Here is a 26,403-nt window from a genome sequence, read left to right on the forward strand (position 1 = left end):
GAGCGCATTTTACATAGAAAGATATGCCATCCCCATCAAATAATTCAGGGGCGGCAGAAATACAAAAGCCCCAGTGAATGGGGCTTTGCAGAAGACACTCGATTGAATGGATGAGGTCTTTGAATACCGGTCGCCGTTTACACGTTGAACCGGAAGTGCATCACATCACCGTCCTTGACGATGTATTCCTTGCCTTCCAGACGCCATTTGCCGGCTTCCTTGGCACCCGGCTCGCCCTTGTACTGGATGAAGTCGTCGTAGGCGATGACCTCGGCGCGGATAAAGCCTTTTTCGAAGTCGGTGTGAATCACGCCGGCAGCCTGAGGTGCGGTCGCGCCAACGCGGACGGTCCAGGCGCGGACTTCTTCGACACCGGCGGTGAAATAGGTCTGCAGGTGGAGCATTTCGTAGCCTGCACGAATCACACGGTTCAGGCCGGGTTCTTCCAGGCCCAGGGCTTCGAGGAACATGTCTTTCTCTTCGCCGTCATCCAGCTCGGCGATTTCCGCTTCGATCTTGTTGCAGACCGGCACCAGCATGGCGCCTTCTTCTTCGGCGATAGCGCGAACCACGTCCAGCAGCGGATTGTTCTCGAAACCGTCCTCAGCGACGTTGGCGATGTACATGACCGGCTTGGTGGTCAGCAGGTGGAAGCCGCGAATGACGGCTTTCTCGTCGTTGCTCATGGACTTCATCAGGCTGCGTGCCGGCTTGCCTTCGGTGAAGTGGCTGATCAGTTGTTCGAGCAGGCCTTTCTGGACCACTGCGTCCTTGTCGCCGCCTTTGGCGTTGCGCGTGACTTTCTGCAGCTGTTTTTCGCAGCTGTCGAGGTCGGCGAAGATCAGTTCCAGATCGATGATCTCGATATCGCGCTTGGGGTCGACGCTGTTGGAGACGTGAATCACGTTCTCGTCTTCGAAGCAGCGCACCACATGAGCGATGGCGTCGGTTTCGCGGATGTTGGCCAGGAACTTGTTGCCCAGGCCTTCACCTTTCGAGGCACCTGCCACCAGACCGGCGATGTCGACGAACTCCATGGTGGTTGGCAGGATGCGCTTCGGGTTGACGATGGCGGCCAGCGCTGCGAGGCGCGGGTCGGGCATTGCCACGATGCCGCTGTTCGGCTCGATGGTGCAGAAGGGGAAGTTCTCGGCCGCGATACCCGATTTGGTCAGGGCGTTGAACAGGGTGGACTTGCCGACGTTAGGCAGGCCGACGATGCCGCAATTGAATCCCATGGTGTTTCCCCTCGAGTGATGTCAGGCCTTCTGGCTGTGCAGGTTTTTCATCGCCCGGTTCCATTCACCGGCGAAGATATCCGGCAGCACGCCGAGGGCAAAGTCGATACTGGCGTCCAGCTTCTCCTGTTCGGCGCGCGGCGCTCGACCCAGGACAAAGCCGGACACTTTGCTGGCATCGCCCGGGTGGCCGATGCCAAGCCGCAAGCGATGAAATGTGTTCTGGTTGCCGAGCTGCGCGATGATGTCGCGCAGACCGTTATGGCCGCCATGGCCGCCGCCCACTTTGAGTTTGGCAACGCCCGGAGGCAGGTCCAGTTCGTCGTGCGCCACCAGTATCGAATCGACCGGGATGCGATAGAAGCCGACGAGTGCCGCCACGGCCTGGCCGCTGCGGTTCATGTACGTGGTGGGGATCAACAGACGAACATCCTGACCCTGATGCGAAAAGCGTCCGGTCAGGCCAAAGAATTTGCGCTCGGGAACGAGATTGACTCGTTGCGCCGCAGCAATACGCTCAACGAAAAGAGCCCCTGCGTTATGCCGGGTCTGTTCGTATTCAGCGCCTGGATTTCCCAGGCCAACGATCAGTTGTATGGCGGTCACGACAGGGGCCCTTCCTTTGGAGTTGTGGGTCAAACCGCTTGCGACAGCGGCAATGCGAACGAAAAATGCTCATTTACCATGATGTAAACTCCGCGATCCCGCCCGCTTTGCCTGCTATCGCTCGCGATGTTTCCTGAGCAACTCCGACGTTACCAAGTAATGAAATTACTCGGCAGCGCCATCTTCTGCTTCGGTGTCTTCTGCAACAACGCGCGGTGCGTGGACGTTGGCGATTGCCAGGTCGGTACCGTGTGCCAGTGCAACGAACTCAACGCCTTTAGGAGCTTTCAGCTCGGACAGGTGAACGTTCGAACCTACTTCCAGCGCGCCCAGGTCAACTTCGATGAACTCAGGCAGGTCTTTCGGCAGGCAGGTCACTTCCAGTTCAGTGGTAGTGTGCGAGATCTCGCCGCCTTTCTTGACCGGAGCTTCTTCGTTGATGAAGTGGATCGGCACGATGGCGGTCAGTTTCTGGCCGGCAATTACGCGCACGAAGTCAGCGTGCATCACGTGGCCTTTGGCCGGGTGACGCTGCAGCGCCTTGATCAGAACGTTTTGCTTTTTGCCAGCAACGTTCAGTTCGATGACGTGGCTGAAAGCAGCTTCGTTTTCGAGCAGCTTGGTCACTTCCTTGGCCAGCATGCTGATGGACTCAGGGGCTTTGTCGCCACCGTAGACAACAGCTGGAACCAGGCTCGCGATACGACGCAGGCGGCGGCTCGCACCTTTCCCCAGGTCGGAACGCAGTTCAGCATTCAGAGTAAAATCGTTCATGTTGTTTCTCCAAAATAACCACACTCGCAATGGCGTTTGCGACCAGCGCCAGAGCGATATGGGCAAAAAAGCCCCGCCCTGACCGAATGTCAGGGCGGGGCGCTTTTCGTCGACGAAATGCAGGCTTCGGGCGAACCCTTAGCGGAACATCGCGCTGATCGATTCTTCGTTGCTGATGCGGCGAACCGCTTCGGCGACTACCGGTGCAATATCCAGTTGGCGGATACGGCTACAGGCTTGTGCTGCAGCGGACAACGGGATGGTGTTGGTCACCACCAGTTCATCCAGCACGGAATTTTCAATGTTTTCGATCGCCCGACCCGACAGCACAGGGTGTGTGCAGTAGGCAAAGACCTTGGCAGCGCCATGCTCTTTCAGGGCCTTGGCCGCGTGGCACAGTGTGCCGGCGGTATCGACCATGTCATCGACCAGAATACAGGTACGCCCTTCGACATCACCGATGATATGCATCACTTCGGAGTGATTGGCTTTCTCGCGGCGTTTGTCGATGATCCCGAGGTCGACGCCCAAGGATTTGGCGACAGCACGTGCACGCACGACGCCGCCGATATCCGGGGAAACGATCATCAGGTTTTCAAAGCGCTGGTCTTCGATGTCATCCACCAGAACGGGGGAGCCGTAGATGTTATCTACCGGAATATCGAAGAATCCCTGAATCTGGTCAGCATGAAGATCAACCGTGAGAACACGATCGATACCCACCACGGTCAGCATATCGGCAACGACTTTCGCGCTGATCGCAACACGTGCGGAGCGCGGACGGCGATCCTGGCGGGCATAACCAAAGTAAGGAATCACAGCAGTGATTCGGGACGCTGAGGAGCGGCGGAAGGCATCAGCCATCACGACGAGTTCCATCAGGTTGTCATTTGTCGGAGCGCAGGTCGGCTGAATGATGAAGACGTCTTTACCGCGGACGTTTTCATTAATCTCAGTGCTGATTTCGCCGTCGGAGAACTTTCCAACAGAAACATCACCCAGTGGGATATGCAGCTGACGTACTACACGCCGAGCGAGATCGGGGTTAGCATTCCCCGTAAAGACCATCATCTTGGACACGCGCAGTACCTAGAGGCTGAGGGTAACCTGGATGAGTATAGAAAATGGCAGGGGCGGCTGGATTCGAACCAACGCATGGCAGGATCAAAACCTGCTGCCTTACCGCTTGGCGACGCCCCTGTATTGAATCAATCGAGTGCCTGGCACTCAATTCCTGCTACAGATTTTGAAGCTTGCGATGCAACATCGAGATGTTGCTTCCTTTCGCTACAAACCCTGTAAGGGTCTCTGTAAGAAGGGCCAAGACTTTATCAGCTTCAGCTTTGTTTGGGAAGGCCCCAAACACACAACTTCCAGTTCCGGTTAATTTTGCTTCGGTAAAATTACCTAGCAAATTCAAAGCGTTACGTACTTCTGGGTAACGCCTCTCTACAACCGCTTTACAGTCATTTCGACTGTTTCCCTTGGGAACGGGGCGCACTTTAATGGGAGGAGAGTCGCGTGTCAACAACGGATCTGAAAAAATTTCTGCTGTACTTACAGCGACTTGCGGAACAAGCACCAAATACCACGGTTCTTCCGGATTTACGGGGGTCAGAATTTCCCCGACGCCTTCGGCAAAAGCCGCGTGGCCATGGACGAAAACCGGAACATCGGCACCCAGCGATAAACCGAGCGCGGCCAGGCGATCTTCATTCCAGCCGAGATTCCACAAATGATTCAGGCCGAGGAGTGTGGTTGCGGCGTCCGAGCTACCGCCGCCGATACCGCCGCCCATGGGCAGGCGTTTTTCCAGCCAGATATCCATTCCCAGCCCGCAACCTGACTGTTCTTGCAGCGCGCGGGCTGCCTTGACGATCAGATTGCTGTCATGGGGGACGCCGGGCACTTCGGTCTGCAGGCGGATCTGGCCGTCTTCGCGAATGGCAAAACCCAGCTCGTCACCGTAGTCGAGAAACTGAAAGATCGTCTGCAGTTCGTGATAGCCGTCAGGCCGACGGCCCAGAATGTGCAGCATCAGGTTGAGTTTCGCCGGGGCAGGCAAGACCAGTTGAGGCGTATTCATGCTCACTGCCCCAGTTTGCGAGGCTGCCAGTCCTTGATGACCAGCGTCACATCGAGATCCTGGCCGTGCAACTTGACCCGCTCGGGCAGCCAATAGCCGTTCTGCTCCACATAACTGAGGTATTCGACCTGCCAGCCGTCCTGATCGAGGCTGGCCAGACGACTGTCGCCGTCCAGCGTGACCTTGCTCTTGCTGTCAGGGGCGGGCAGGCCGCGCACCCACCACACCAGGTGCGATACGGGAAGTCTCCAGCCTAATTGATCCTGCAACAGTTCTTCCGGCGTTTTGGCTTCGTAGCGGCCCTGATTGGCGACTTCCAGGGCCACCGCGCCGGGTCTGCCGGTCAGGCGTGCCGCGCCGCGTCCCAGAGGCCCGGACAGGCGGATATCATAATAATCCTGACGTTGCAGCCAGAACAGGGTGCCGCTGCCGGAGTCCTTCGGTGCCCGGATGCCCACCTTGCCGTTGATCTGCCAGCCATCGAGGCTGCTCAACTGTTGTTTGTGCTCGCGCCATTGCGCGGGATCGCCCTTGCCCTGAACCGCTTCGCGGGAGGTAAGACCGGCGCAGCCGGCGAGCAGGGCGATGAAGCTGAATACGATTACATGGCGCAAAAACATAACGTCAAAGGGTCTCTGATCCGGTCAAGCGCCGCAGGGTGCTGCGCAGAATAGGGCTGTCGGGTTGTTGTTCCAGGGCTTTGGCCCAGACCTTGCGGGCTTCGCTCTGCTCGCCTTTGGCCCAGAGCACTTCGCCAAGGTGAGCGGCGACTTCGTGGTCCGGGAAGCGTTGGAGGGCCTGGCGCAGCAGGCGTTCGGCTTCGTCGAGATTGCCCATGCGGTAGTTTACCCAGCCCAGGCTGTCGAGAACGGCCGGATCGTCAGGGGTAATGGTGTGGGCTTTCTCGATCAGTGCCTTGGCTTCGGCATAGCGCGTGGTGCGGTCGGACAGCGTGTAGCCGAGCGCATTCAGGGCCATGGCGTTTTCCGGCTCGCGCTTGATGATGGCGCGCAGGTCCTTCTCCATCTGCGCCAGATCGCCACGTTTTTCAGCGAGCATGGCGCGGGTGTACAACAGATTGATGTCGTCCGGGTATTGCTTGAGCGCCTGGCTCAGCACTTGCCAGCCGCGATCGGCGTGGTCATTGCTGGTCAGGGTTTCGGCTTCGATCAGGAACAGCTGAATCGCGTACTCCGGCTGGGCCTCACGAGCCTCTGCCAGGCGTTTTGACGCCTCAGCCGCATTACCGTTGCCGATCAGGATGTCGCTCTGACGCAATTGCGCGGTCAAAAAATCAGCACCAGGCCCGACCTGAGCGTATTCATCCAGCGCACTTTGCGGGTCATCGCGTTCTTCATGGATGCGGCCCAGATTCAAATGCGCCGAATCGACGTGAGCGCCACGGGCGATCAATTCTTCAAGATAACCTGCTGCTTCATCCCAGGCCTTGGCCTCCAGGCAGACCAGTGCCAGTGAGAAACGCAGGTCGTCATCGTCGGGATACTGCTGCAACAGGCTCGAAAACTGTACCTTGGCGTCGTTCATGCGGTTCTGTTCGACCAGCATGCGGGCGTAAGTCAGGCGCAGACGTTTGTCATCCGGGTATTTCTTGATGCTCTTTTCCAGAATCGGCAACGCTTCCTTGCCACGGCCCATGCTTTGCAGCAGACGGGTGCGCAGCAGGATCGGCGCAACTTCACCTTCCTTCGGCGGGTTGTCCTCAAGCAACTTGAGTGATTGCTCGGAATCGCCATTCTGTTGCAGCAGCAGGGCCTTGCCGAAGATCAGCTGACCATTGTTGGGGTATTTGCCCAGCAGTCGTTCGAAGCTCTTGAGCAGACCATTGCGCGTATCGGAATCGGTTTCCGCAGCGGACAGCGCCAGGAAATCGAAATGTGTGTCGCCCTGACCCTGCAAGACTTTTTCCATGTACCTCATGGAATCGTCATAACGACCTGCCCGCGCCAGTTGAATCGCGGCAGCGCGCTGCGCTTCGAGATTTTTCGTGTCATTTCTGGCCCAGATCAGCGCCGTATCCAGGGCCGACTGATCGGCGCCCATGTATTCGGCAATCCGATAGGCCCGCTCGGAAACACCCGGGTCCTGCGTCTTGATCGCCTGGGTCACGTAATTATCCAGGGCGATATCGAAACGGTTGCGCTGGCCAGCCAGTTCCGCGCTCAGCAGGCTGACGAAGGTGTCCTGAGTGAACGAACCATACACCTGCGGCTTTTCTGGCGGCGCAGGCGGGGTGTCTTTCTGCGCAGTGTCGGGCTGCGACGAAACGGGGGTCATGGACTGACAGCCGCCTAGAAAGGCAAGGGCGAGGAACAACGCGGAGAATCTATTCATATATAAGAAGGGCGGCTTACCTGCGGTTGGAGCATCATGACACAAGGCTGTTGGCAAACCCACAGCCGTCGGAAAAACTACTGCAATGCTTATTTTAGCTGTGCTGCGGGCCCGCGTATGCGGGCTGCGACGTGCGATTCTAGTGGGACAATAATATGCGGTGGTTGTTCTGAGCTTATTGAAGTAGGACAATTGTCGGCTTCACGTCACCACCAGCGACCCTGAATGGCCTTCCTTGCACTTGGTATCAACCATAAGACTGCCTCGGTCGACGTTCGCGAGCGCGTGGCATTTACGCCAGAACAGTTGGTTGAGGCCCTGCAGCAGCTGTGTCACCTCACCCACAGCCGTGAAGCCGCGATTCTTTCGACGTGCAACCGCAGCGAACTGTACATCGAGCATGACGAGCGCGTGGCCGACCAGATTCTGGCCTGGCTGGCCGATTATCATCATCTGAGCCTGGATGAACTGCGCGCCAGTGCCTATATCCATGAAGACGACGAGGCCGTGCGGCACATGATGCGCGTGGCGTCCGGTCTGGATTCGCTGGTATTGGGCGAGCCGCAGATTCTCGGCCAGATGAAATCGGCGTACGCTGTCGCCCGCGAGGCCGGTACGGTCGGTCCGTTGCTCGGTCGGCTGTTTCAAGCCACATTCAGTGCCGCCAAACAGGTGCGCACCGACACGGCCATTGGCGAGAACCCGGTGTCGGTGGCGTTTGCCGCCGTCAGCCTGGCCAAACAGATTTTCAGCGATCTGCAGCGCAGTCAGGCGTTGCTGATCGGCGCGGGCGAGACCATTACGCTGGTCGCCCGGCACCTGCACGACCTGGGTGTCAAACGTATCGTGGTTGCCAACCGCACGCTGGAACGTGCCAGTATTCTGGCCGCCGAGTTCGGTGCGCATGCGGTGCTGCTGTCGGACATCCCGGCCGAACTGGTCAACAGCGACATCGTGATCAGCTCCACGGCCAGCCAGTTGCCGATTCTGGGCAAGGGCGCCGTTGAAAGTGCGCTCAAGCTGCGCAAGCACAAGCCGATTTTCATGGTGGATATTGCCGTTCCACGGGATATCGAGCCGGAAGTCGGCGAGCTCGATGACGTCTACCTGTACAGCGTCGATGATCTGCACGAAGTCGTCGCCGAGAACCTCAAGAGTCGTCAGGGCGCAGCGCTGGCGGCCGAACAGCTGGTCAGCACCGGTGCCGAGGAATTCATGTCCCGGCTGCGAGAGCTGGCGGCGGTCGATGTCTTGCGTGCCTATCGTCAGCAAAGCGAGCGGCTGCGCGACGAAGAGCTGAGCAAGGCGCAACGTATGCTGGCCAACGGCAGCAACGCCGAAGAAGTGCTGGTCCAGCTGGCGCGTGGTCTGACCAACAAATTGCTGCACGCTCCAAGCGTGCAGCTCAAGAAGCTGTCTGCCGAAGGTCGCGTCGATGCGCTGGCCATGGCCCAGGAACTTTTTGCCCTCGGTGAGGGCTCGACGGATAAAACCCCGCAATGAAAGCTTCACTGCTCAACAAGCTGGATGTGCTCAGCGACCGCTTCGAGGAACTGACGGCGCTGCTGGGCGACGCAGAGGTCATCAGCGATCAGACCCGATTTCGTGCCTATTCCCGTGAATACGCCGAGGTAGAGCCGGTCATCGCGCTCTACAATCAGCGTATCAAGCTGGTGGCCGACCTGGACGGCGCGCAGGCGCTGCTCAAGGACAGCGATCCGGACATGCGTGAAATGGCGGTCGAGGAAGTCCGCGAGACCAAACTGCAACTGGTCGAGCTGGAAGCCCAACTGCAACGCATGCTGCTGCCGAAGGACCCGAACGATGGCCGTAACGTGTTTCTTGAAATCCGTGCGGGCACCGGCGGTGACGAGGCGGCGATTTTCTCCGGTGATCTGTTTCGCATGTACTCGCGCTACGCCGAGCGGCGCGGCTGGCGAGTCGAAGTGCTGTCCGAGAACGAAGGCGAGCATGGCGGCTACAAGGAAGTGATTGCCCGGGTCGAAGGCGAAAACGTCTACGGCAAGTTGAAGTTCGAGTCCGGCGCGCACCGTGTGCAGCGTGTGCCCGAAACCGAATCCCAGGGTCGCATCCACACCTCGGCCTGTACGGTGGCGGTATTGCCTGAGCCCGATGAGCAGCAGGCCATCGAAATCAACCCGGCGGATCTGCGTGTCGACACTTATCGCTCTTCCGGTGCCGGTGGTCAGCACGTCAACAAGACCGACTCGGCCATCCGCATCACGCACTTGCCGTCCGGTATTGTCGTGGAGTGCCAGGAAGAGCGTTCGCAGCACAAGAACAGGGCGCGTGCGATGTCCTGGTTATCTGCCAAACTCAATGACCAGCAGACCAGCGCCGCAGCCAATGCGATTGCCAGCGAGCGCAAACTGCTGGTGGGCTCTGGCGATCGTTCGGAGCGTATTCGTACCTACAATTTCCCTCAGGGGCGAGTGACGGATCACCGCGTGAATCTGACGTTGTATTCACTGGATGAAGTAATGGCCGGTGGAGTCGATGCAGTGATAGAGCCGCTACTCGCTGAATATCAGGCTGATCAACTTGCGGCACTGGGTGAGTAAATGACCATCATCGCCAGCTTGTTAAGAAGCGCTGAACTTCCCGATTCTCCAACTGCACGGCTCGACGCCGAGTTGCTGCTCGCGGCCGCTCTGGGCAAGCCGCGCAGTTTTCTGCACACCTGGCCCGAGCGCATCGTCAGCAGCGAAGCCGCGCTGGTGTTCTCCGATTACCTGCAACGCCGCCGCGCAGGCGAACCCGTTGCCTACATTCTGGGCCAGCAAGGGTTCTGGAAGCTCGACCTGGAAGTCGCTCCGCACACGCTCATTCCGCGTCCGGAAACCGAGATGCTGGTGGAAGCCGCTCTGGAACTGGTGCCGACGTTTGCACCCGCCCAGGTGCTGGACCTCGGCACGGGCACAGGGGCGATCGGGCTGGCGCTGGCCAGCGAGCGACCGCAGTGGAAGGTGACCGCCGTCGATCGTGTGCCTGACGCCGTGGCCCTGGCCGAGCGCAATCGCAGTCGTCTGCAACTGGACAATGCCACAGTCCTTGAAAGCCACTGGTTCAGCGCGCTGCAGGGTCGGCAGTTCGACCTGATCATCAGCAATCCTCCGTACATCGCCGAGGCAGATCCTCATCTGTCTGCCGGTGACGTGCGCTTCGAGCCAAGCAGCGCGCTGACCGCAGGCCCTGACGGTCTGGACGACTTGCGCACGATCATCGGTCAGGCACCTGCTCATCTGAGTCCAGGCGGCTGGCTGCTGCTGGAGCATGGTTACGATCAAGGGCCCGCCGTGCGCGAGTTACTGATTCGTCATGGTTTCGAGCGGATACAGACCCGCCGCGATCTGGGCGAGCACGAGCGTATTACCTTTGGATGCATGCCGTGCTGAGTGATCAGGAACTGCTGCGCTACAGCCGCCAGATTCTGCTGCAACACGTCGATATCGAAGGGCAGATGCGTCTCCGGCAAAGCCGCGTGCTGGTGGTCGGTCTCGGCGGTCTGGGCTCGCCGGTTGCGCTGTATCTGGCGGCTGCCGGTGTCGGCGAGTTGCATCTGGCGGATTTCGACACCGTCGACCTGACCAATCTGCAGCGCCAGATCATCCATGACACCCACAGCGTCGGCATGAGCAAAGTGGATTCGGCCCTTTCGCGGCTGAGCGCGATCAACCCTGAAGTGACGCTGGTTGCCCATCGCCAGGCGCTGGACGCCGACTCGTTGAGCGCTGCGGTAAAGGCCGTCGATCTGGTGCTCGACTGCTCCGATAATTTCTCCACCCGCGAGGCGGTCAATGCGGCGTGCGTGGCATACGGCAAGCCGCTGGTCAGCGGCGCGGCGATCCGGCTCGAAGGCCAGTTGTCGGTGTTCGATCCGCGTCGCGCCGAGAGTCCTTGTTACCACTGTTTGTACGGGCACGGCAGCGAAGCCGAACTGACTTGCAGCGAAGCGGGCGTCATCGGCCCGTTGGTGGGTCTGGTCGGCAGCCTGCAGGCACTTGAAGCCCTCAAACTGCTCGCCGGCTTTGGCGAACCCATGGTCGGACGCCTGCTGTTGATTGACGCTTTGGGCACGCGCTTTCGTGAATTGAAGGTCAAGCGTGATCCGGGGTGCACTGTGTGCGGTGTGGCGAAAGGGCAGGGCGAGCATGGCTGAGGTTCACATGAGCTACGGGAGCGACGCGCCGGTTGCGGTGTTCGATTCCGGCGTCGGCGGGTTGTCGGTACTCAGCGAAATTCACACGCTGCTGCCCAATGAATCACTGCTGTACCTGGCCGACTGTGGACACATTCCTTACGGCGAAAAAAGCCCCGAGTACATCGTCGAGCGGTGCCTGACCATTGCCGGTTTCTTTCGCGAGCAGGGCGCCAAGGCGCTGGTCGTCGCCTGTAACACCGCCACGGCGGCAGGCGTCGCGCACATTCGTGAACATTATCCTGACTGGCCTATCGTGGGCATGGAGCCCGCAGTCAAGCCAGCGGCAGAGGCGACCCGCAATGGCGTGGTTGGCGTGCTGGCCACCACTGGTACGTTGCAGAGTGCGCGGTTCGCAGCGCTGCTCGACCGGTTTGCCAATGACGTGCGCGTTGTCACCCAGCCTTGTCCGGGACTGGTCGAGCTGATCGAAAAAGGAGATCTGCACAGCCCGCAGATTCGCCAATTGCTGACCCGGTACGTCGAGCCTCTGTTGGCCGAGCGTTGTGACACCATCATTCTGGGCTGCACTCACTACCCGTTTCTCAAACCGCTGCTGCGGGAGATGATTCCGGAAACGGTGGTGTTGATCGATACCGGGGCCGCTGTAGCGCGCCAGTTGCAGCGTCTTTTGTCGCGTTCCAGTCTGCTCTCGCAAGGTCCGGCGCGTGAGACGTTGTATTGGTCCAGTGACGATCCGGACAATTTCAGAAAAATCCTACCAAGCCTATGGCAATCCCCCTCCAATGTGAGAAGCTTCCGTTTGTAAAAAAAACGTGAAAAAACGCGTTTTGGGGCTGAACTAACGCTTCGTTTTTGATTTCTATAAACGCGGCTGATGAATTTTCAACACTTTTCATAACTTTATACAATTTAGGACGTTTCTCATGAAGAGACTCTTTTGCCTGGCCGTGTTCTCGGCCATTTTGGCGGGGCAAGCTTCAATGGCGCAGGCTGACGGCGTCGAATTCTCGGTGGGGCAGACCGGCGAATCGACCATGACGTATCGTCTGGGCGTGCAATTCGATTGGGATAAAAGCTGGCTGCAAAGCGACGTGGGTCGTCTGACCGGTTACTGGGACGGCGCGTACACCTACTGGGATGGCAAGGATTACAAGGACAACCACAGTCTGTCGTTCTCCCCGGTTCTGGTTTACGAATTCGCGGGCGGCAGCGTGAAGCCTTACGTTGAAGCCGGTATCGGTGTCTCGGTGTTCTCCAACACTCAGGTTGAAGATCGCAAGTTCGGTTCTGCGTTCAACTTCGAAGACCGCATCGGTTTTGGTCTGCGTTTCGCGGGTGGTCATGAGGTCGGCATCCGTGCCACTCACTACTCCAACGCTGGCATCAAACAGCCGAACGATGGTATCGAAAGCTACGCTTTGCATTACAAGATGCCGTTCTAAGCTGTATCCAGTGAGAGTGGGCTCGCTCACGCAAGCCATGGCCCGATGCCGTGGCTTCGAGGCTTTCAAAGCCGGTTCGCAAGCTAGCCCACTCCCGCTTCAAGCACCCCAGCCTCATCAGAGATAGGCCGTCGCAATTCCCTTGCGTTCGTTCAGGCAATCTTCCGCTCCCGCTTCGAATTCCCTGCAGATCAACGGTCGCTTCTCATAGATCGTGCACATCATCGTGTTGCGATCGAGCGCGGCGCACCAGCCGTCGTCCAGGCGCAGCATGACTTCGCCGCCCCATTCATCGGTATCGATGTAACGTTCGGGCACGCCGGTATCGGTGATCAGCATCACCTCCAGCTGGCAGCAGCAAGCCGCGCAAGTGGAACAGGTGACCTGTGTCTCGCCAGAAAGGGCGACGACTGGAATGAGTGTGTCGTTCAGAGCGAAGCTCCCGTAGGTCTGGCACGAGGTGCGAGGCTGCGTGCCGCGAGCCATTGCAGCAGCGGGAAAACACCCGCCCAGACCAGGCCCAGCAACACCATGCTCGGCCATAACCCGAGAGGAAGATGGACTTGCGCCAGTTGCGAACCGGCATAGTAAGACATCGGCCCGCCAATAGCGCCCAATACCGCAGCTCGCCACAATGGCTTGGCCGTCCAGGCCAGGCAATGATTGAGCGTAGTGCCCAGCACTGCCCACAGCAGAATCAGCCACAGCGGGATCAGATAGCCGCCGGTTCCGAAATCGAAAACGCCCAGAGTCATCAGCGCACTGTCCAGCACGGTGCCCGCCAGTGTGACCATCAGCACCAGTCGGCCTTCGGCCCGCCATGAACTTGTCCATATAAAATGAACGAGCAGCACGCCGACGGCGATCAACAGCCAGTAACTGTCGCTGCCCAGCACGCAGGCGAACCAGCCCGCCTGGAACAGCAGCGCGTTGATCAGCGGCTTAAGCATTGAAGCGCCCGAGCAGGGGATCGCGCAGCGCTTCGGGCTTGGCCAGCAACAGTTGCGCGGTGCCGATGGTGCGCTCCAGAAAGCCACCTTCGCAGTAACACAGGTAGAACTCCCACAACCGCAGGAAGTAGTCGTCGTAACCCAGTTCGCTCAGCTTGACGTGCGCGTGCCTGAAATTGTCGTACCACAGGCGCAGGGTGCGCGCGTAATGCAGGCCGAAATCTTCCATGTGCAGCAGGTTCATGTCCGTGTCGCTGCCGACGATGTCGAGCATTTTTGCGACCGAAGGCAAGGCACCGCCGGGGAAGATGTACCGCTGGATAAAGTCCACGTTGCGTCTGGCCTGGGCATAACGCTGCTCGCGAATAGTGATCGCTTGTAGCAGCATCAGCCCGTCGCTTTTGAGCAGGCTGGCGCATTGCTTGAAATAGGTCGGCAGGAACCGGTGTCCCACGGCTTCGATCATCTCGATGGACACCAGCTTGTCGTATTCGCCGGTCAGGTCGCGGTAGTCGGTCATCAGCAGCGTGACGCGGTCCTTCAGCCCCAACTCGCTCAGGCGTCGCTCGGTGTAGGCGAATTGCTCGGCAGACAATGTGGTCGTGGTCACCCGGCAACCGTAATGCTGCGCTGCATAGATCGCCATGCTGCCCCAGCCGGTGCCGATTTCCAGTAGATGATCGGTGGGTTTGAGCGCCAGCTTCTGACAGATGCGCTCCAGCTTGTTCAACTGCGCCTGTTCCAGCGTATCGTCGTCGCTCAGGAACTGAGCGGCGGAGTACATCATCGTCGGGTCCAGAAATTGCTCGAACAGCGTATTGCCCAGGTCGTAATGGGCTGCGATGTTTTTCTGCGAGCCCTTGCGCGTATTGCGGTTGAGCCAGTGCAGGCTGTGGATGAGCGGACGGGTCAGTCGGGCGAACCCTCCTTCCATCGCGTCCAGGACATCCATATTGCTGACGAAAATCCGCACCACCGCGGTCAGGTCCGGCGTGGTCCAGTAGCCGTGGATGAACGCCTCGCCCGCGCCAATCGAGCCGCTGCTGGCGATCATGCCCCAGGCAGCCGAGTCAAGAACATGAACTTCGCCCTGAATCTGCGCGCCAGCCTTGCCGAACACATGACGCTCGCCACCTTCAATGACGACCAGATGACCGTTGCGCAAGCCTGCCAGTTGTCGCAGTACACCGCGACGCAGGATGTTGGCGGTCAGGCCGTTGGTCCCCAGATTGGCAGAAAAACTGCTGCTACTGCTTTTCATGGCGTGAATCCTTGGGTTGCGCGGCGGCAGCACGGTACTCGCCGTCGGCGGCCTGATGGGAAAAGATCGGAATGCGTTTGACCAGCAGGCGTATGGCCTGCCAATAAATAGCCAGACAGGTTTTTGCGGTCATCCATGGAAATGTGATCAGGTAGCGGTGCAGCGTCTGTCGACTCAGCGTCTGGCGCGTCAGATTGAGCGTGGCGTCGAACATTTTCAGCTCGCCTTGCCAGTCCGCCATGTGCACGCCAATGCGTTCGGCAGGCTGGCTGAAACTCATGCGGTATTCGAGATCGCGAGGCAGAAACGGCGAAACATGAAACGCCTTGGCCACGGCAAAATGCTGATGCCCTTCGCCATTGGCGGGCAGCACATAGCTGTATCGCTCGCCCCACGGCGTGTTGGTGACCTCACACAGAATGGCGGCCAGCGTGCCGTCGCTCTCGTGGCAGTAGAAGAAACTGACCGGGTTGAATGACAGGCCCCAACTGCGCGCCTGGGTCAGCAGGCAGACTGCGCCCGTGGGCGTGCGCCCCAGCGCGGCATTGACCCGCTCGCGCACCGCGTCAATCAGCGACAGACCGCGTCCGGTCAGTTCCGGCAGGTAGTCGCGCTCGCGAAACGAGAAGGGCGCGAAGCGTTTGCTTCCGGCAAGCGGCGACAAGCCGAGCACACCGGCCTGTTCGTCCAGATCCAGGTACAGAAGGCCTATCCGGTACGTGAACTCATGCGAACGCGGCGCAAATCTGCGATGGGAGATCCAGCCGCTGTAAAGCGCGCTGTTCACAGGGCTTCCCCGAAGGCCTGGGCCACACGCAATCCGCTGACCACGCCGTCTTCATGAAAGCCATTGGCCCAGTACGCACCGCAGTACCAGGTGTGATCGACGCCATTGATCTCTTCCCAGCGCGCCTGTGCGGCAATGGCTGGCAGGCTGTATTGCGGGTGGGCGTAGCGGTAGCGGCCGATGATTTTTTCAGGATCGATGGCGGCAGTCTGATTCAGGCTGACGCAGAACGTGGTGTCGCTTTCGATGCCTTGCAGGATGTTCATGTCATAGGTGACGGCGGCCAGTTGCTGCTCGCCGCCGCCCAGCCGATAGTTCCAGCTGGCCCACGCCAGCCGACGGTCGGGCAGCAGGCGTGTATCGGTGTGTAGCACCACGTCGTTTTCGGCATAGCGCAAGGCACCGAGCACGGACCTTTCAGCGCTCGACGGCTCGGCCAACAGGGCCAGCGCCTGGTCGCTGTGGCAGGCGAAGACCACCTTGTCGAAGCGTTCGCTGCCCAGCGCGCTGTGCACGGTAACACCGTCAGCGTCCCGATCGACACGCGTCACCGGGCAGGACAGGCGAATCCTGTCGCGAAATGAAGCTGTCAGCGGCTCGATATAGCCTCTGGAGCCGCCTTCGATCACGCACCATTGTGGCCGGTGGGTGACCGACAGCAGGCCGTGGTTCTTAAAGAAGCGCACGAAAAATTGCAGCGGAAACGCGAGCATGTCCGCCAGTGACATCGACCAGATCGCGGCGCCCATCGGCACGATGTAATGATCGATGAAACGCTGGCCGTACCCGCCGTTCCTGAGGTAATCACCCAAAGTGGTATCTGCGGCAATGCGCTGGTTTTCCAGGTCATCGATGGACTGGCGATTGAACCGCAGGATATCGCGCAGCATGCCCCAGAATCCGGGTGACAACAGGTTGCTGCGTTGAGCGAACAGGCTGTTGAGGTTGTTGCCGTTGTACTCGACGCCGCTGCGCGGGTCGTGCACGGAAAAGCTCATCTCGGTCGGTTTGAACGCTACACCCAACTGGCTGAGCAGGCGCAGGAAGTTGGGATAGGTCCAGTCGTTGAACACGATGAATCCGGTGTCGATGGCGTAATGGCGCCCGTCGACCTGCACATCGACGGTGTGCGTATGCCCGCCGATCCAGTCGGACGATTCGAAGACCGTCACCTCATGGGCGCGGTTGAGCAGGTAAGCACTGGTGAGTCCGGCAATCCCGCTGCCGACGACGACAATTTTCATTGAATGTCCTTGCTCGAGGTCGCACTCGGCTCCGAGGACCTGGCCATGCGTCGGCCGATGGCGAGTCGGGCACGCGCCGGAAGCATGGCCAGCAGCCGCATGCTAAGGATGAACGCGGCCGGAAAAGCGATTTCCAGAGGGCGTTTGTCACGCGCAAGATTTTGCGCAATGTGCCTGGCAGCTTTGTTGACTGGCCAGCGCATCGGCATCGGGAAGTCGTTCTTTTCGGTCAGCGGCGTGTCGACGAAGCCCGGGCTGACCACGGTCACGTCAATGTTTTCGCTGGCCAGGTCCAGGCGCAAGGCTTCGAACAGGTAGCGCAGGCCCGCCTTCGACGCACCGTAGGCTTCAGCGCGGGGCAATGCCAGGAAGGTGACGGCGCTCGCCACGCCCACCAGATGAGGCCGCCGTCCCTTGCGCAACAGTGGCAAGGCTTCCTGAATGCAGAAGCTGCTGGCCAGCAGATTGGTCCGCACCACGCGCTCGACCATCGCCGCTTCGAACTGGCTGGAGTCGATATATTCGCAGGTGCCCGCATTGAGAATCGCCGTGTCCAGTGCGCCCCATTCCTGAGCGATGAGGTCTGCAATGGCCGTGACCTGCAGCCCGTCGGTGATATCGCCTGTCGCCAGCAGCACCTGGCTGGGGAACTGAGTTGCCAGGTTCTGCAGCGGCTCCAGCGTGCGGGCAGTCAACGCCACGCGATGCCCCGCCTTGAGCAGTTCGACGGCCAGCGCAAGGCCAATACCGCTGCTTGCACCGGTCAGCCAGATACGTCGTGCGACAGGAGTGTTCATGCCAACCTCTTCTTGAGCCAATTGATCACCCGACCCATGACGGGCAAATGCTCATAGAGCAGTGCGCCAGCGTCGAAATAGTCCCGGTGCCGATAAACCTTGTCGTCGCGCCACTTCAGGTGCGAACAGCCTTCAACAGCGAGGATGCGGCCATTGGCCAGACGCGGGTGTGAGTAATAGAGGGTCCAGACCAGATACCCTTCGCCAGGCCTGACTTCGTCGAAGGCGTGGAAATCGAATCTCAGGTCGTTCACGTTGGCATACAGCTGCGCGAAATAATGCCGCATGGCTGCCAGACCCTGAATATCGTGCATCGGATCGCTGAACGACACGTCGTCGCTGTACAGGGCACCCACCTGATCGAGGTTGTCCTTGTTCAGCGCCGCGAAACCTTCGGCGAACCGGTGCAGAAAATCAGTCATCGGCGTGCTCCGTCGCGGACACGCGGCCGGGCAGGGCCTTGAAAGCCGCCAGTGCGCGGGCGCGGCTCTTGCTCAGGTCAACGATGGGTGGTGGATAATCCGCAGCGCCAAACAGGCCGCCTGCCGAAGCCGGGTTATGGACCTGTTTCTTGTTCAGGTCGGCCAGTTCCGGTAGCCAGCGCTTGAGGAATACGCCTTCAGGGTCGAATCGCTCCGACTGTGACAGCGGGTTGAAGATGCGGAAGTAGGGCGCCGAATCCGTCCCGGTGGACGAACTCCATTGCCAGCCGCCATTGTTGGCGGCCAGATCGCCGTCGATCAGGTGGCGCATGAAAAAGCGCTCGCCTTCCCGCCAGTCGATCAGCAGATTCTTGGTGAGGAACATCGCAACGACCATCCTTAGTCGGTTATGCATCCAGCCGGTTTCCAGCAATTGGCGCATGGCTGCGTCAATGATGGGCAGCCCCGTGCGGGCCTCCTGCCAGGCTAGCAGCTCTTGCGGCGCATCACGCCATTTCAGCGCCTCGGTCTCCGGACGGAAAGCGCGATGACGTGAAACACGTGGGTAGCCGACCAGCGTGTGTTTATAGAACTCTCGCCAGAGTAGTTCGTTGATCCAGGTCACACTTCCTTCATCGCCGGTTTCGAATTCGCCGTGGTTGCTGGTCAGGGCCGCATGCAGACACTGGCGCGGCGATACCACGCCCGCCGCGAGATACGCTGAAAGCTGACTGGTGCCAGGCTTGGCGGGCAGGTCGCGTTCGCTCTTGTAGTAACTGATCTGCTCATCAGTGAATGCAGAGAGACGTCTGTGCGCTTCGTCCTCGCCTGCAGGCCAGAGGTCACGCAGTGTTTGCGAAGGTGCCTTGAAACCTTTGACGTGGTCCGGCACCGGGTCACTCTCGATCGACAAAGGTTTTTGCGCAGCGGGGGTGCGCACGGTGCGCGGCATGGCCTCGTGCAGGCGCGAGTAACAGACCTTTCGGAACTGGCTGTAGACCTGAAAATAATTACCGGTCTTGGTCAGAATGCTGCCCGGCTTGAACAGCAATTGGTCCAGATGGCTGTGAAAGTGGATGCCGACGTCTTCCAGCTTTTTCTGCACGGCCTGATCGCGGCGGGTTTCGTTGATGCCGTATTCCTGATTGGCGTGCACGCCTTCTATCTTCAGCTCATTGCACAGCTTGAGCAGAACGTCAGGTGCCTTGTCCCATGTATCGGCAGTGCGGATAAGCAATGGCACATGGAGCTTGCCGAGTGCCTTTTGCAGTTCAACCAGGTTGCGCAGCCAGAAATCCACCTTGCAGTCGGCATCGTCGTGGCTCTGCCACTGGGCCGGGCTGATCAGGTAGACAGCCAGCGTCGGGCCGCGCTCCATGGCGGCGCTCAGGGCGGTATTGTCGTGAACGCGCAGGTCGGTGCGCAGCCAAAGCAGTTGCATGTTGAGTCCTTAGATAATGCCGAGCTTGCCAAGCTCGATCTGAGCACTTAGCGGGTCATCGAAGAGGGTCAGACCTGCAACCTCGTCTGCACTTACGAGCAACTCGGCGCTGTGGATCTTTACCGTTGGTCCACCGAGCACCACCGGGCAGGCAATATTGGCCAGCAAACGCGGCAGTTGGGCCAGGTTCATGGCCTTGCTCGAATACAGCACGATGCCGCGTGGCTGCAGGTATTCCGCCGCCAGGGCCAGTTCACCTACCGGCAATGGCCAATCGAATACTTCAACCGGACAGTCGGCGCTGCTGACCAGCCAGGCGGTCAGCCATAGATGCGGTTCGAGCGGTAGATCGGACTGGTTCACCAGCAGAACCGGCTTGCCACTGAGCTGCCGGTTGTTGTGGTAGATGCGTGCGCCGAACTTGCTGCGCAGCCAGGAATAAAAGAAGGTGCGTTCCAATTGCGCGCCGAACTTGCCCTGCCAGCGTTGTTCCAGCTCGGCGAGCAACGGCATCAGCAGCTGTTCGCACAAGGTGCGCGGCGGGTACAGCGACATCGCCTGATTGAACACATCGTCGACACGACGCTCGGCCAGTTCGCCAATGGCGACCAGCAGCGTCTGGCGCAATGCATCCCAGTCACTGGACGGGTTGGGCGCTTCCTGGCGGTCGTCATCGAGCAGGGCTTTGACCTGGCTGACCGACACGCCACGGTTGAGCCAGGTCAGGATCATCATCACCCGCTGCACATGTTCCTGAGAATACAGGCGATGGCCCTTGGCCGTGCGGTGCGGGACGATCAGGCCGTAACGCCGTTCCCAGGCGCGCAGCGTGACTGCGTTGACGCCGGTCTGGCGTGCGACCTCACGGATTGGCAGCCAGTCGCCCGGAACGTCGGTATCCATTTCATTCATATTCAAATCGCATTACGCAGGCTGAGGTTTTCCGGGTGGGGCTGCATGTACACCTGCAAGGCCACATACGGATCCGGGTGTTGGCGGAAATGGTGTTTGAGCAGGGTCAGTGGCACGATCAATGGCACGATGCCTTGATGGTACTGGGCGATAAGCTGTTGGATTTCCTGCTTGTCCTCGGCACTGATGGTCTGTTTGAGGTAGCCGCTCAAGTGCTGGAGCACGTTGGTGTGGGTACGGCGCGTCGCGCATTTCTTCAGGGCGGTCATCAGCTCGCTGAAGTACTGCGGGGCGATTTCGTTCGGATCACTGCGGCCCATGCTGCCGAGCATCTTGCCCAGCGCCTTGTACTGCACTGGGTCGTTGGCCATCAGTTGGTACTTGTAGCGCGAGTGAAATTCGGTCAGGGCACGGCGCGTCACGCCTGCTTTCAACAACTGCTGCCATGCGGCATAAGCGAACACACGGGTCACGAAATTCTCGCGCAGCACGGCGTCGTTCAGGCGGCCGTCTTCTTCGACCGGCAGATTGGGATGACGCTCACAGAACGCTTGTGCGTAGATACCGCGACCGCCGCCATCGACCGGCGCGCCGTTCTCGCGGTACACCTTGACCCGCTCAAGCCCGCACGACGGCGATTTCTGCATGAAGATATAGCCACAGATATCGTCCAGTTCGTCCGCCATCTGGATGCCGTAGTCGGCGAGGGCGTCGGTGACATCCAGTTCACGATTGACCGTGCCCAGCGCTCGCGGATGTTGCGCATCACCGACCAGTCGAATGGGTTCGCGGGGAATGCCCATGCCGATGGCAACTTCCGGGCAGGCCTGGACGAAATCGAAGTATTCGCTCAGGGCACGGGTGCACAGATGAGATTCCTTGTGGCCGCCATTGAAGCGAACCTCGGCGCCCATCAGGCAGGCACTGATACCGAGTTTTGGCTTTTCGATTAAGGGCGTGGACATCACCAACCTCTACAGAAGACTTGTACAGACAAAATGCTCTGTACAACTTGTCCTCATCATAGGTGCATAGCTGTACAAGTCAAATTGTTTGTAGAAGATTCACAAGAGGTTGTGGAGGGCGAGGATGAGGGGCGTGCGGCTGGCAGGCACGCCCTGTTTCGCGGACCGAAAACTATTTCCAGCCCATGCGCCAGAGGGTGTCCGACTGCAGCACTTGCCAAGGCAGACGTTCGCTGCGCTGGGTGAGCACCGCCTGCAACTCGATCTCCAGCACCGTGCCTTCTTCGTTCTTGAACAACTCGGTCACCAGAAAATGTTTTTCACGATTCACGGGGCTGGCTGCCGTCCATTTCGACAGCAGCAGTTTGCGTGGGTTGATCTGATTCATTGCACATGTTCCAGCAGACGGCGTGCGGCTTCCTGGCCACTGAGCCAGGCGCCTTCGACGCGGCCCGACAGGCACCAGTCGCCGCAGACATAGATGCCCAGGTCGGCATCGGACAGCGCGCCCCATTCATGGGAGCCCGCCGGTCTTGCATATAGCCAGCGATGGGCGAGGGTGAACACCGGCTCGGGCATGGGGCAATCGATCAGTTCGGCGAATGCACCGTGCAGATGGTCAATGACATCTTCCTTGGGCATGTCCAGATGCTGGCGACTCCAGGCGCTGGTCGCGTGCAGCACCCACGTATCGAGGGTGTCATCGCGTTCCGGCTTGCTGCGATTGCGTGCCAGCCAGTCGATGGGGCTGTCCTGCACGAAACATCCTTGCATGGGGGTTTGCAGTGGTGTGCTGAAGGCCAGCGCGATGGCCCAGGTCGGGTCCATCTTGACCCCGGCCACGACGCTGGCCAGCTTCGGCGCGGCGGCCAGTAACGGGGTGGCCTGAGGCGCCGGCGTGGCGATGATCACGTGGCTGAACGGACCGTGGCTTTCACCGTCGGCGTCGAGCAGGTTCCAGTGCTGTTCACCGCGAAACACATCGGTGATGCGGCACGAAAACGACACCGGCAAGTCGCCGCGCATGGCCCGGGTAATGGCGCTCATGCCCGGTGTGCCGACCCAGCGCACCTGTTCGTCGGGCGACGGGCTGAGCCTGTTGCCATGGAAGTTATAGAGCGAAGGTGTCCACTCGGCGACGTGACCCTGGGCCTGCCATTGTTTGACGGCGGCAGCAAAGCGCCGGTCGCGAGCGGTGAAATATTGCGCACCCATGTCCAGCGAGCCAGCTTCGCTGCGTTTGCTGGACATCCGACCGCCGCTGCCGCGGCTTTTGTCGAACAGGTGCACGGAGTGCCCGGCTGCCGTAAGAGCCTGGGCCGCTGAAAGTCCGGCGATACCGGTACCGATGATTGCGATAGGAACAGTCATAGGGGCCTCGTTACCTTGTCTGCACAGACTACGCCGTAGTTAAAACCTGTACAATCTTCTTGTCTGGTATAACTTGCAGTGGTTCTCGATTTTGCTGTGAGTCACTTTGCAACCCTTAAGGTCGAAGACGTTCAGTCTGCTGCCAATCGACAATGGGCCAACTACCCGGGCAGGGCAGTAAAGCGCCAGTCCGTTCAGGTGTGGCCTATGGTTGAGCAAACAGTTTCGTTGTCTGGATAAGCGTCACCTGTAAAAAATAGACTACTCAATTGCCACGAACGCCACGCGAGGGAACCTGCCATGCACATATTGCTGACCGGCGGTACTGGTTTGATAGGACGAGCGCTCTGCCGACACTGGTCGGCTCAAGGCCATCAACTGACCGTCTGGAGCAGAAGCCCCGCTGACGTTTCCAGGTTATGCGGCCCTTCGGTGAAGGGCATCGCCCGTCTCGACGAGCTTGGCAATCAATCGGTCGATGCCGTGGTCAATCTGGCCGGCGCCCCCATTGCCGACAGGCCCTGGACCCGCAAGCGTCGACTGATGCTGTGGGAAAGCCGCATCGGTCTGACCGAGCAGTTGCTCGCCTGGATGGACAGGCAGGCTCAGAAACCCGGCTTGATGATCTCAGGCTCCGCCGTTGGCTGGTATGGCGACAGTGGCGAGCGGGAACTGGACGAGACTTCGCATCCCGCCAAGGAAGATTTCGCCAGTCAACTGTGTGGTGCCTGGGAAGAAACCGCACAGCGCGCCGAGGCACTGGGTGTGCGCGTGGTGGTGTTACGCACCGGGCTGGTGTTGTCCGATCATGGCGGTTTCCTGCAACGACTGCTGCTGCCGTTCAAGCTGGGCATGGGTGGTCCGATCGGCAATGGCAGGCAGTGGATGCCTTGGGTGCATATCGAGGATCAAATCGCCGCGATTGATTTTCTGTTGAATCTTGCTGACGCACGCGGCCCGTATAATCTTTGCGCGCCGGCAGCGGTGCGCAATCGCGAGTTCGCCAAGACCCTGGCCGGCGTGTTGCACCGGCCGGCATTCATGCCGATGCCGGCGCTGGCATTGAAGGCGCTGCTGGGTGAACTGTCGGTGCTGCTGCTGGGTGGCCAGCGGGCTCGACCCGAACGCCTGCAACAAGCTGGCTTTACCTTTCGCTTCACCGATCTTAAAACCGCCCTGCAGGATTTGCTGGGTCGACACTGAAAGCCATTGAATTAGGATGTTGCATGACCGATCACGCGTTGTTGCTGGTCAACCTGGGTTCGCCTGCTTCTACCCAAGTGGCAGATGTGCGCAGTTACCTCAATCAGTTCCTGATGGACCCTTACGTTATCGACCTGCCGTGGCCGGTGCGCAGGTTGTTGGTGTCGCTGATCCTGATCAAGCGCCCGGAGCAGTCGGCGCATGCCTATGCATCGATCTGGTGGGACGAGGGCTCGCCATTGGTGGTACTGAGCAAGCGTTTGCAGCAGGCGATGAAAAAGGAGTGGGATCACGGCCCGGTCGAGCTGGCGATGCGTTACGGCGAGCCATCCATTGAAACCGTGCTGACGCGTCTGGCAGAGCAGGGCTTCAAGAAGGTCACCCTCGCGCCACTTTATCCACAGTTCGCCGACAGCACCGTCACCACGGTGATCGAAGAAGCCAAGCGCGTGGTGCGGGCCAAATCCTTAAGGATGCAGTTCTCACTGTTGCAGCCATTTTTCGACCAGCCTGAATACCTGAACGCACTGGTGGAAAACGTGCGTCCGCATCTGGAGCAGCCGCATGATCATCTGCTGCTGAGCTTCCACGGTCTGCCGGAGCGGCATCTGCACAAGCTCGACCCGACCGGCAAGCATTGCTTCAAGGAAGACTGCTGCATGACCGCGCCGGCGGAAGTGCTCGCCACCTGTTACCGCGCCCAGTGCCTGCAATCGGCAGCGGCCTTTGCCAAGCGCATGGGCATCCCGGATGGCAAATGGTCAGTGTCGTTCCAGTCGCGGCTGGGCCGCGCCAAGTGGATCGAACCCTACACCGAGGCACGTCTGGAAGAACTCGCGGCTCAGGACGTGAAGAAGCTGCTGGTGATGTGCCCGGCCTTTGTCGCCGACTGTATCGAGACGCTGGAAGAGATCGGCGATCGGGGCGCCGAACAGTTCAAGGAAGCGGGCGGTGAGGAACTGGTCCTGGTGCCGTGTCTGAATGACGACCCGAACTGGGCGAAGGCGTTGAACAAGCTCTGCGAGCGGGCGCCGTTGATGCTGTAAAGAGGGCCAGTATGACCCGGGACTGGCGCCCGGGTCGCTGAAGGTTTACGGCAATTGATCATCCAGTTGCTTGTTCTTCCAGCTGTCGTTGCCTGGCAAGATCAGGTTCAGCAGGATGGCGGTCACGGCGCACAGGGCGATGCCTTTCATGCCGAAATCATCCGGGCCAGTGCCTGTGCCGATCAGCACGCCGCCGATACCGAACACCAGTGTCACCGAGACGATCACCAGATTCCGCGCTTCGGCCAGGTCGACCTTGTGACGGATCAGGGTGTTCATGCCCACCGCCGCAATCGAACCGAACAGCAGGCACAGAATCCCGCCCATCACCGGCACCGGAATGCTCTGCAGCAGCGCGCCGAACTTGCCGATGAACGCCAGGCTGATGGCGAAGATCGACGCCCAGGTCATGATTTTCGGGTTGTAGTTTTTGGTCAACATCACCGCGCCCGTTACTTCGGCGTAGGTGGTGTTGGGTGGACCGCCGAACAGCCCGGCTGCGGTGGTGGCGATGCCATCACCGAACAGCGTGCGATGCAGGCCTGGCTTCTTCAGGTAGTCACGACCGGTGACGCTGCCCACGGCAATCACGCCGCCGATGTGCTCGATGGCCGGGGCCAGCGCCACCGGTACGATGAACAGAATCGCCTGCCAGTTGAACTCCGGCGCGGTGAAGTGCGGAATGGCCAGCCACGGTGCGGCGGCAATCTTCGCCGTGTCGACCACACCGAAGTAAAACGACAGCGCAAAACCCACCAGTACGCCGGAGATGATCGGCACCAGACGGAAGATACCCTTGCCGAACACCGCCACGATCAGCGTGGTCAGCAGGGCGGGCATCGAGATCAGCATGGCGGTCTGGTAGTGAATCAGTTCGGCACCATCACCGGACTTGCCCATCGCCATGTTCGCGGCAATCGGCGCCATGGCCAGACCGATGGAGATGATCACCGGACCGATCACCACCGGCGGCAGCAGGCGGTCGATGAAACCGGTGCCTTTGATCTTCACCGCCAGGCCCAGAAAGGTGTACACAAAGCCCGCCGCCATTACGCCGCCCATGGTCGCGGCCAGGCCGAACTGGCCCTTGGCAAGAATGATCGGGGTGATGAAGGCGAAACTCGAGGCCAGAAACACAGGCACCTGGCGACCGGTCACGATCTGGAACAACAGCGTGCCCAGGCCTGCGGTAAACAATGCAACGTTGGGATCGAGTCCGGTGATCAGCGGCATCAAGACCAGCGCGCCAAAAGCCACGAACAGCATTTGCGCACCGGAAAGAACCGTACGCCACAGTGGATCATTGAACTCGGACTGCGTCAT

The 26,403-nt window shown here is 59.7% G+C and carries 28 protein-coding genes and 1 tRNA gene; 8 read left to right on the forward strand and 21 right to left on the reverse strand.

Annotation, left to right across the window (positions count from 1 at the left end; genetic code table 11):
* Positions 1-137 precede the first annotated feature (137 nt).
* From ychF to BZK31_RS22320, 8 genes are all read right to left on the reverse strand, one after another.
* Entirely contained in the window at positions 138-1,238 is a 1,101-nt protein-coding gene (gene ychF / locus BZK31_RS22285; protein ID WP_083185470.1) for a redox-regulated ATPase YchF, read from the reverse strand.
* A 21-nt stretch (positions 1,239-1,259) separates the two neighbouring features.
* A complete protein-coding gene (pth, locus tag BZK31_RS22290) occupies positions 1,260-1,844 on the reverse strand; it encodes an aminoacyl-tRNA hydrolase (RefSeq protein WP_083185471.1) in 585 nt (194 codons plus the stop codon).
* Between the two features lie 165 nt (positions 1,845-2,009).
* Positions 2,010-2,618 (reverse strand): 50S ribosomal protein L25/general stress protein Ctc, encoded by a 609-nt coding sequence (locus BZK31_RS22295; protein WP_083185472.1) that lies wholly within the window; start codon positions 2,616-2,618, stop codon positions 2,010-2,012.
* 138 nt (positions 2,619-2,756) lie between these two features.
* The gene (locus tag BZK31_RS22300; RefSeq protein ID WP_002552145.1) at positions 2,757-3,698 is read right to left on the reverse strand and encodes a ribose-phosphate pyrophosphokinase; all 942 of its coding nucleotides are present in this window, start codon (positions 3,696-3,698) and stop codon (positions 2,757-2,759) included.
* 45 nt (positions 3,699-3,743) lie between these two features.
* A tRNA-Gln gene (locus tag BZK31_RS22305) sits at positions 3,744-3,818 on the reverse strand.
* 37 nt (positions 3,819-3,855) lie between these two features.
* Positions 3,856-4,704: a 4-(cytidine 5'-diphospho)-2-C-methyl-D-erythritol kinase gene (gene ispE, locus BZK31_RS22310; protein ID WP_083185473.1), complete on the reverse strand. Its 849-nt coding sequence runs from the start codon at positions 4,702-4,704 to the stop codon at positions 3,856-3,858.
* 2 nt (positions 4,705-4,706) lie between these two features.
* Positions 4,707-5,324, reverse strand: coding sequence for a lipoprotein insertase outer membrane protein LolB (gene lolB, locus BZK31_RS22315; protein ID WP_083185474.1), 618 nt, complete (start codon positions 5,322-5,324; stop codon positions 4,707-4,709).
* Positions 5,325-5,328: 4 nt separating this feature from the next.
* Positions 5,329-7,056: a tetratricopeptide repeat protein gene (locus BZK31_RS22320; protein WP_083185475.1), complete on the reverse strand. Its 1,728-nt coding sequence runs from the start codon at positions 7,054-7,056 to the stop codon at positions 5,329-5,331.
* 225 nt (positions 7,057-7,281) lie between these two features.
* Here BZK31_RS22320 and hemA point away from each other — a divergent pair, with 225 nt between their 5' ends.
* From hemA to BZK31_RS22350, 6 genes are all read left to right on the forward strand, one after another.
* Positions 7,282-8,559 carry a glutamyl-tRNA reductase gene (gene hemA, locus BZK31_RS22325; protein ID WP_083185476.1) on the forward strand — a complete coding sequence of 426 codons (1,278 nt, stop codon included), beginning with the start codon at positions 7,282-7,284 and terminating at the stop codon, positions 8,557-8,559.
* Positions 8,556-9,638: a peptide chain release factor 1 gene (gene prfA / locus BZK31_RS22330; protein ID WP_083185477.1), complete on the forward strand. Its 1,083-nt coding sequence runs from the start codon at positions 8,556-8,558 to the stop codon at positions 9,636-9,638. Before hemA ends, prfA begins: the two co-directional genes overlap by 4 nt.
* The gene (gene prmC / locus BZK31_RS22335) at positions 9,639-10,472 is read left to right on the forward strand and encodes a peptide chain release factor N(5)-glutamine methyltransferase (protein ID WP_083185478.1); all 834 of its coding nucleotides are present in this window, start codon (positions 9,639-9,641) and stop codon (positions 10,470-10,472) included. It abuts the gene before it with no gap.
* A complete protein-coding gene (locus tag BZK31_RS22340) occupies positions 10,466-11,236 on the forward strand; it encodes a molybdopterin-synthase adenylyltransferase MoeB (protein ID WP_167378083.1) in 771 nt (256 codons plus the stop codon). Before prmC ends, BZK31_RS22340 begins: the two co-directional genes overlap by 7 nt.
* Positions 11,229-12,044: a glutamate racemase gene (murI, locus tag BZK31_RS22345; RefSeq protein ID WP_083185480.1), complete on the forward strand. Its 816-nt coding sequence runs from the start codon at positions 11,229-11,231 to the stop codon at positions 12,042-12,044. The genes BZK31_RS22340 and murI overlap by 8 nt, the downstream gene beginning before the upstream one ends.
* A gap of 118 nt (positions 12,045-12,162) precedes the next feature.
* Positions 12,163-12,681 carry an acyloxyacyl hydrolase gene (locus tag BZK31_RS22350; RefSeq protein WP_083185481.1) on the forward strand — a complete coding sequence of 173 codons (519 nt, stop codon included), beginning with the start codon at positions 12,163-12,165 and terminating at the stop codon, positions 12,679-12,681.
* Positions 12,682-12,798: 117 nt separating this feature from the next.
* On the opposite strand, the gene BZK31_RS22355 is transcribed toward BZK31_RS22350, so the two are convergent.
* The 12 genes from BZK31_RS22355 to BZK31_RS22410 form a co-directional block, all read right to left on the reverse strand.
* A complete protein-coding gene (locus tag BZK31_RS22355) occupies positions 12,799-13,113 on the reverse strand; it encodes a YkgJ family cysteine cluster protein (protein WP_083185537.1) in 315 nt (104 codons plus the stop codon).
* The gene (locus BZK31_RS22360) at positions 13,110-13,631 is read right to left on the reverse strand and encodes a DUF2878 domain-containing protein (RefSeq protein ID WP_083185482.1); all 522 of its coding nucleotides are present in this window, start codon (positions 13,629-13,631) and stop codon (positions 13,110-13,112) included. The genes BZK31_RS22355 and BZK31_RS22360 overlap by 4 nt, the downstream gene beginning before the upstream one ends.
* Complete coding sequence (locus BZK31_RS22365) at positions 13,624-14,892, reverse strand: SAM-dependent methyltransferase (protein WP_083185483.1); 1,269 nt, start codon at positions 14,890-14,892, stop codon at positions 13,624-13,626. The genes BZK31_RS22360 and BZK31_RS22365 overlap by 8 nt, the downstream gene beginning before the upstream one ends.
* A complete protein-coding gene (locus BZK31_RS22370) occupies positions 14,879-15,679 on the reverse strand; it encodes a DUF1365 domain-containing protein (RefSeq protein ID WP_083185484.1) in 801 nt (266 codons plus the stop codon). The genes BZK31_RS22365 and BZK31_RS22370 overlap by 14 nt, the downstream gene beginning before the upstream one ends.
* The gene (locus BZK31_RS22375) at positions 15,676-16,923 is read right to left on the reverse strand and encodes an NAD(P)/FAD-dependent oxidoreductase (protein WP_083185485.1); all 1,248 of its coding nucleotides are present in this window, start codon (positions 16,921-16,923) and stop codon (positions 15,676-15,678) included. Before BZK31_RS22375 ends, BZK31_RS22370 begins: the two co-directional genes overlap by 4 nt.
* Complete coding sequence (locus tag BZK31_RS22380; RefSeq protein WP_083185486.1) at positions 16,920-17,720, reverse strand: SDR family NAD(P)-dependent oxidoreductase; 801 nt, start codon at positions 17,718-17,720, stop codon at positions 16,920-16,922. Before BZK31_RS22380 ends, BZK31_RS22375 begins: the two co-directional genes overlap by 4 nt.
* Positions 17,717-18,142, reverse strand: coding sequence for a nuclear transport factor 2 family protein (locus BZK31_RS22385; RefSeq protein ID WP_083185487.1), 426 nt, complete (start codon positions 18,140-18,142; stop codon positions 17,717-17,719). The genes BZK31_RS22380 and BZK31_RS22385 overlap by 4 nt, the downstream gene beginning before the upstream one ends.
* Entirely contained in the window at positions 18,135-19,583 is a 1,449-nt protein-coding gene (gene phrB, locus BZK31_RS22390) for a deoxyribodipyrimidine photo-lyase (RefSeq protein WP_083185488.1), read from the reverse strand. The genes BZK31_RS22385 and phrB overlap by 8 nt, the downstream gene beginning before the upstream one ends.
* Before the next feature lie 9 nt (positions 19,584-19,592).
* Entirely contained in the window at positions 19,593-20,495 is a 903-nt protein-coding gene (locus BZK31_RS22395; RefSeq protein WP_083185489.1) for a MerR family transcriptional regulator, read from the reverse strand.
* A gap of 2 nt (positions 20,496-20,497) precedes the next feature.
* On the reverse strand, positions 20,498-21,460 hold the full coding sequence (locus BZK31_RS22400) for a YbgA family protein (protein WP_083185490.1): 963 nt from the start codon (positions 21,458-21,460) through the stop codon (positions 20,498-20,500).
* 172 nt (positions 21,461-21,632) lie between these two features.
* Entirely contained in the window at positions 21,633-21,848 is a 216-nt protein-coding gene (locus BZK31_RS22405; protein WP_083185491.1) for a TIGR02450 family Trp-rich protein, read from the reverse strand.
* Positions 21,845-22,831 carry an NAD(P)/FAD-dependent oxidoreductase gene (locus BZK31_RS22410; RefSeq protein ID WP_083185492.1) on the reverse strand — a complete coding sequence of 329 codons (987 nt, stop codon included), beginning with the start codon at positions 22,829-22,831 and terminating at the stop codon, positions 21,845-21,847. The genes BZK31_RS22405 and BZK31_RS22410 overlap by 4 nt, the downstream gene beginning before the upstream one ends.
* Before the next feature lie 300 nt (positions 22,832-23,131).
* On the opposite strand from BZK31_RS22410, the gene BZK31_RS22415 reads away from it, so the two are divergent.
* Positions 23,132-24,034: a TIGR01777 family oxidoreductase gene (locus BZK31_RS22415; protein ID WP_083185493.1), complete on the forward strand. Its 903-nt coding sequence runs from the start codon at positions 23,132-23,134 to the stop codon at positions 24,032-24,034.
* Positions 24,035-24,057: 23 nt separating this feature from the next.
* Positions 24,058-25,080: a ferrochelatase gene (gene hemH, locus BZK31_RS22420; RefSeq protein ID WP_083185494.1), complete on the forward strand. Its 1,023-nt coding sequence runs from the start codon at positions 24,058-24,060 to the stop codon at positions 25,078-25,080.
* 45 nt (positions 25,081-25,125) lie between these two features.
* On the opposite strand, the gene BZK31_RS22425 is transcribed toward hemH, so the two are convergent.
* Positions 25,126-26,403: a uracil-xanthine permease family protein gene (locus tag BZK31_RS22425; RefSeq protein ID WP_083185495.1), complete on the reverse strand. Its 1,278-nt coding sequence runs from the start codon at positions 26,401-26,403 to the stop codon at positions 25,126-25,128.

The sequence above is a fragment of the Pseudomonas floridensis genome, assembly GCF_002087235.1.
Classification (GTDB): Bacteria; Pseudomonadota; Gammaproteobacteria; order Pseudomonadales; family Pseudomonadaceae; genus Aquipseudomonas; species Aquipseudomonas floridensis.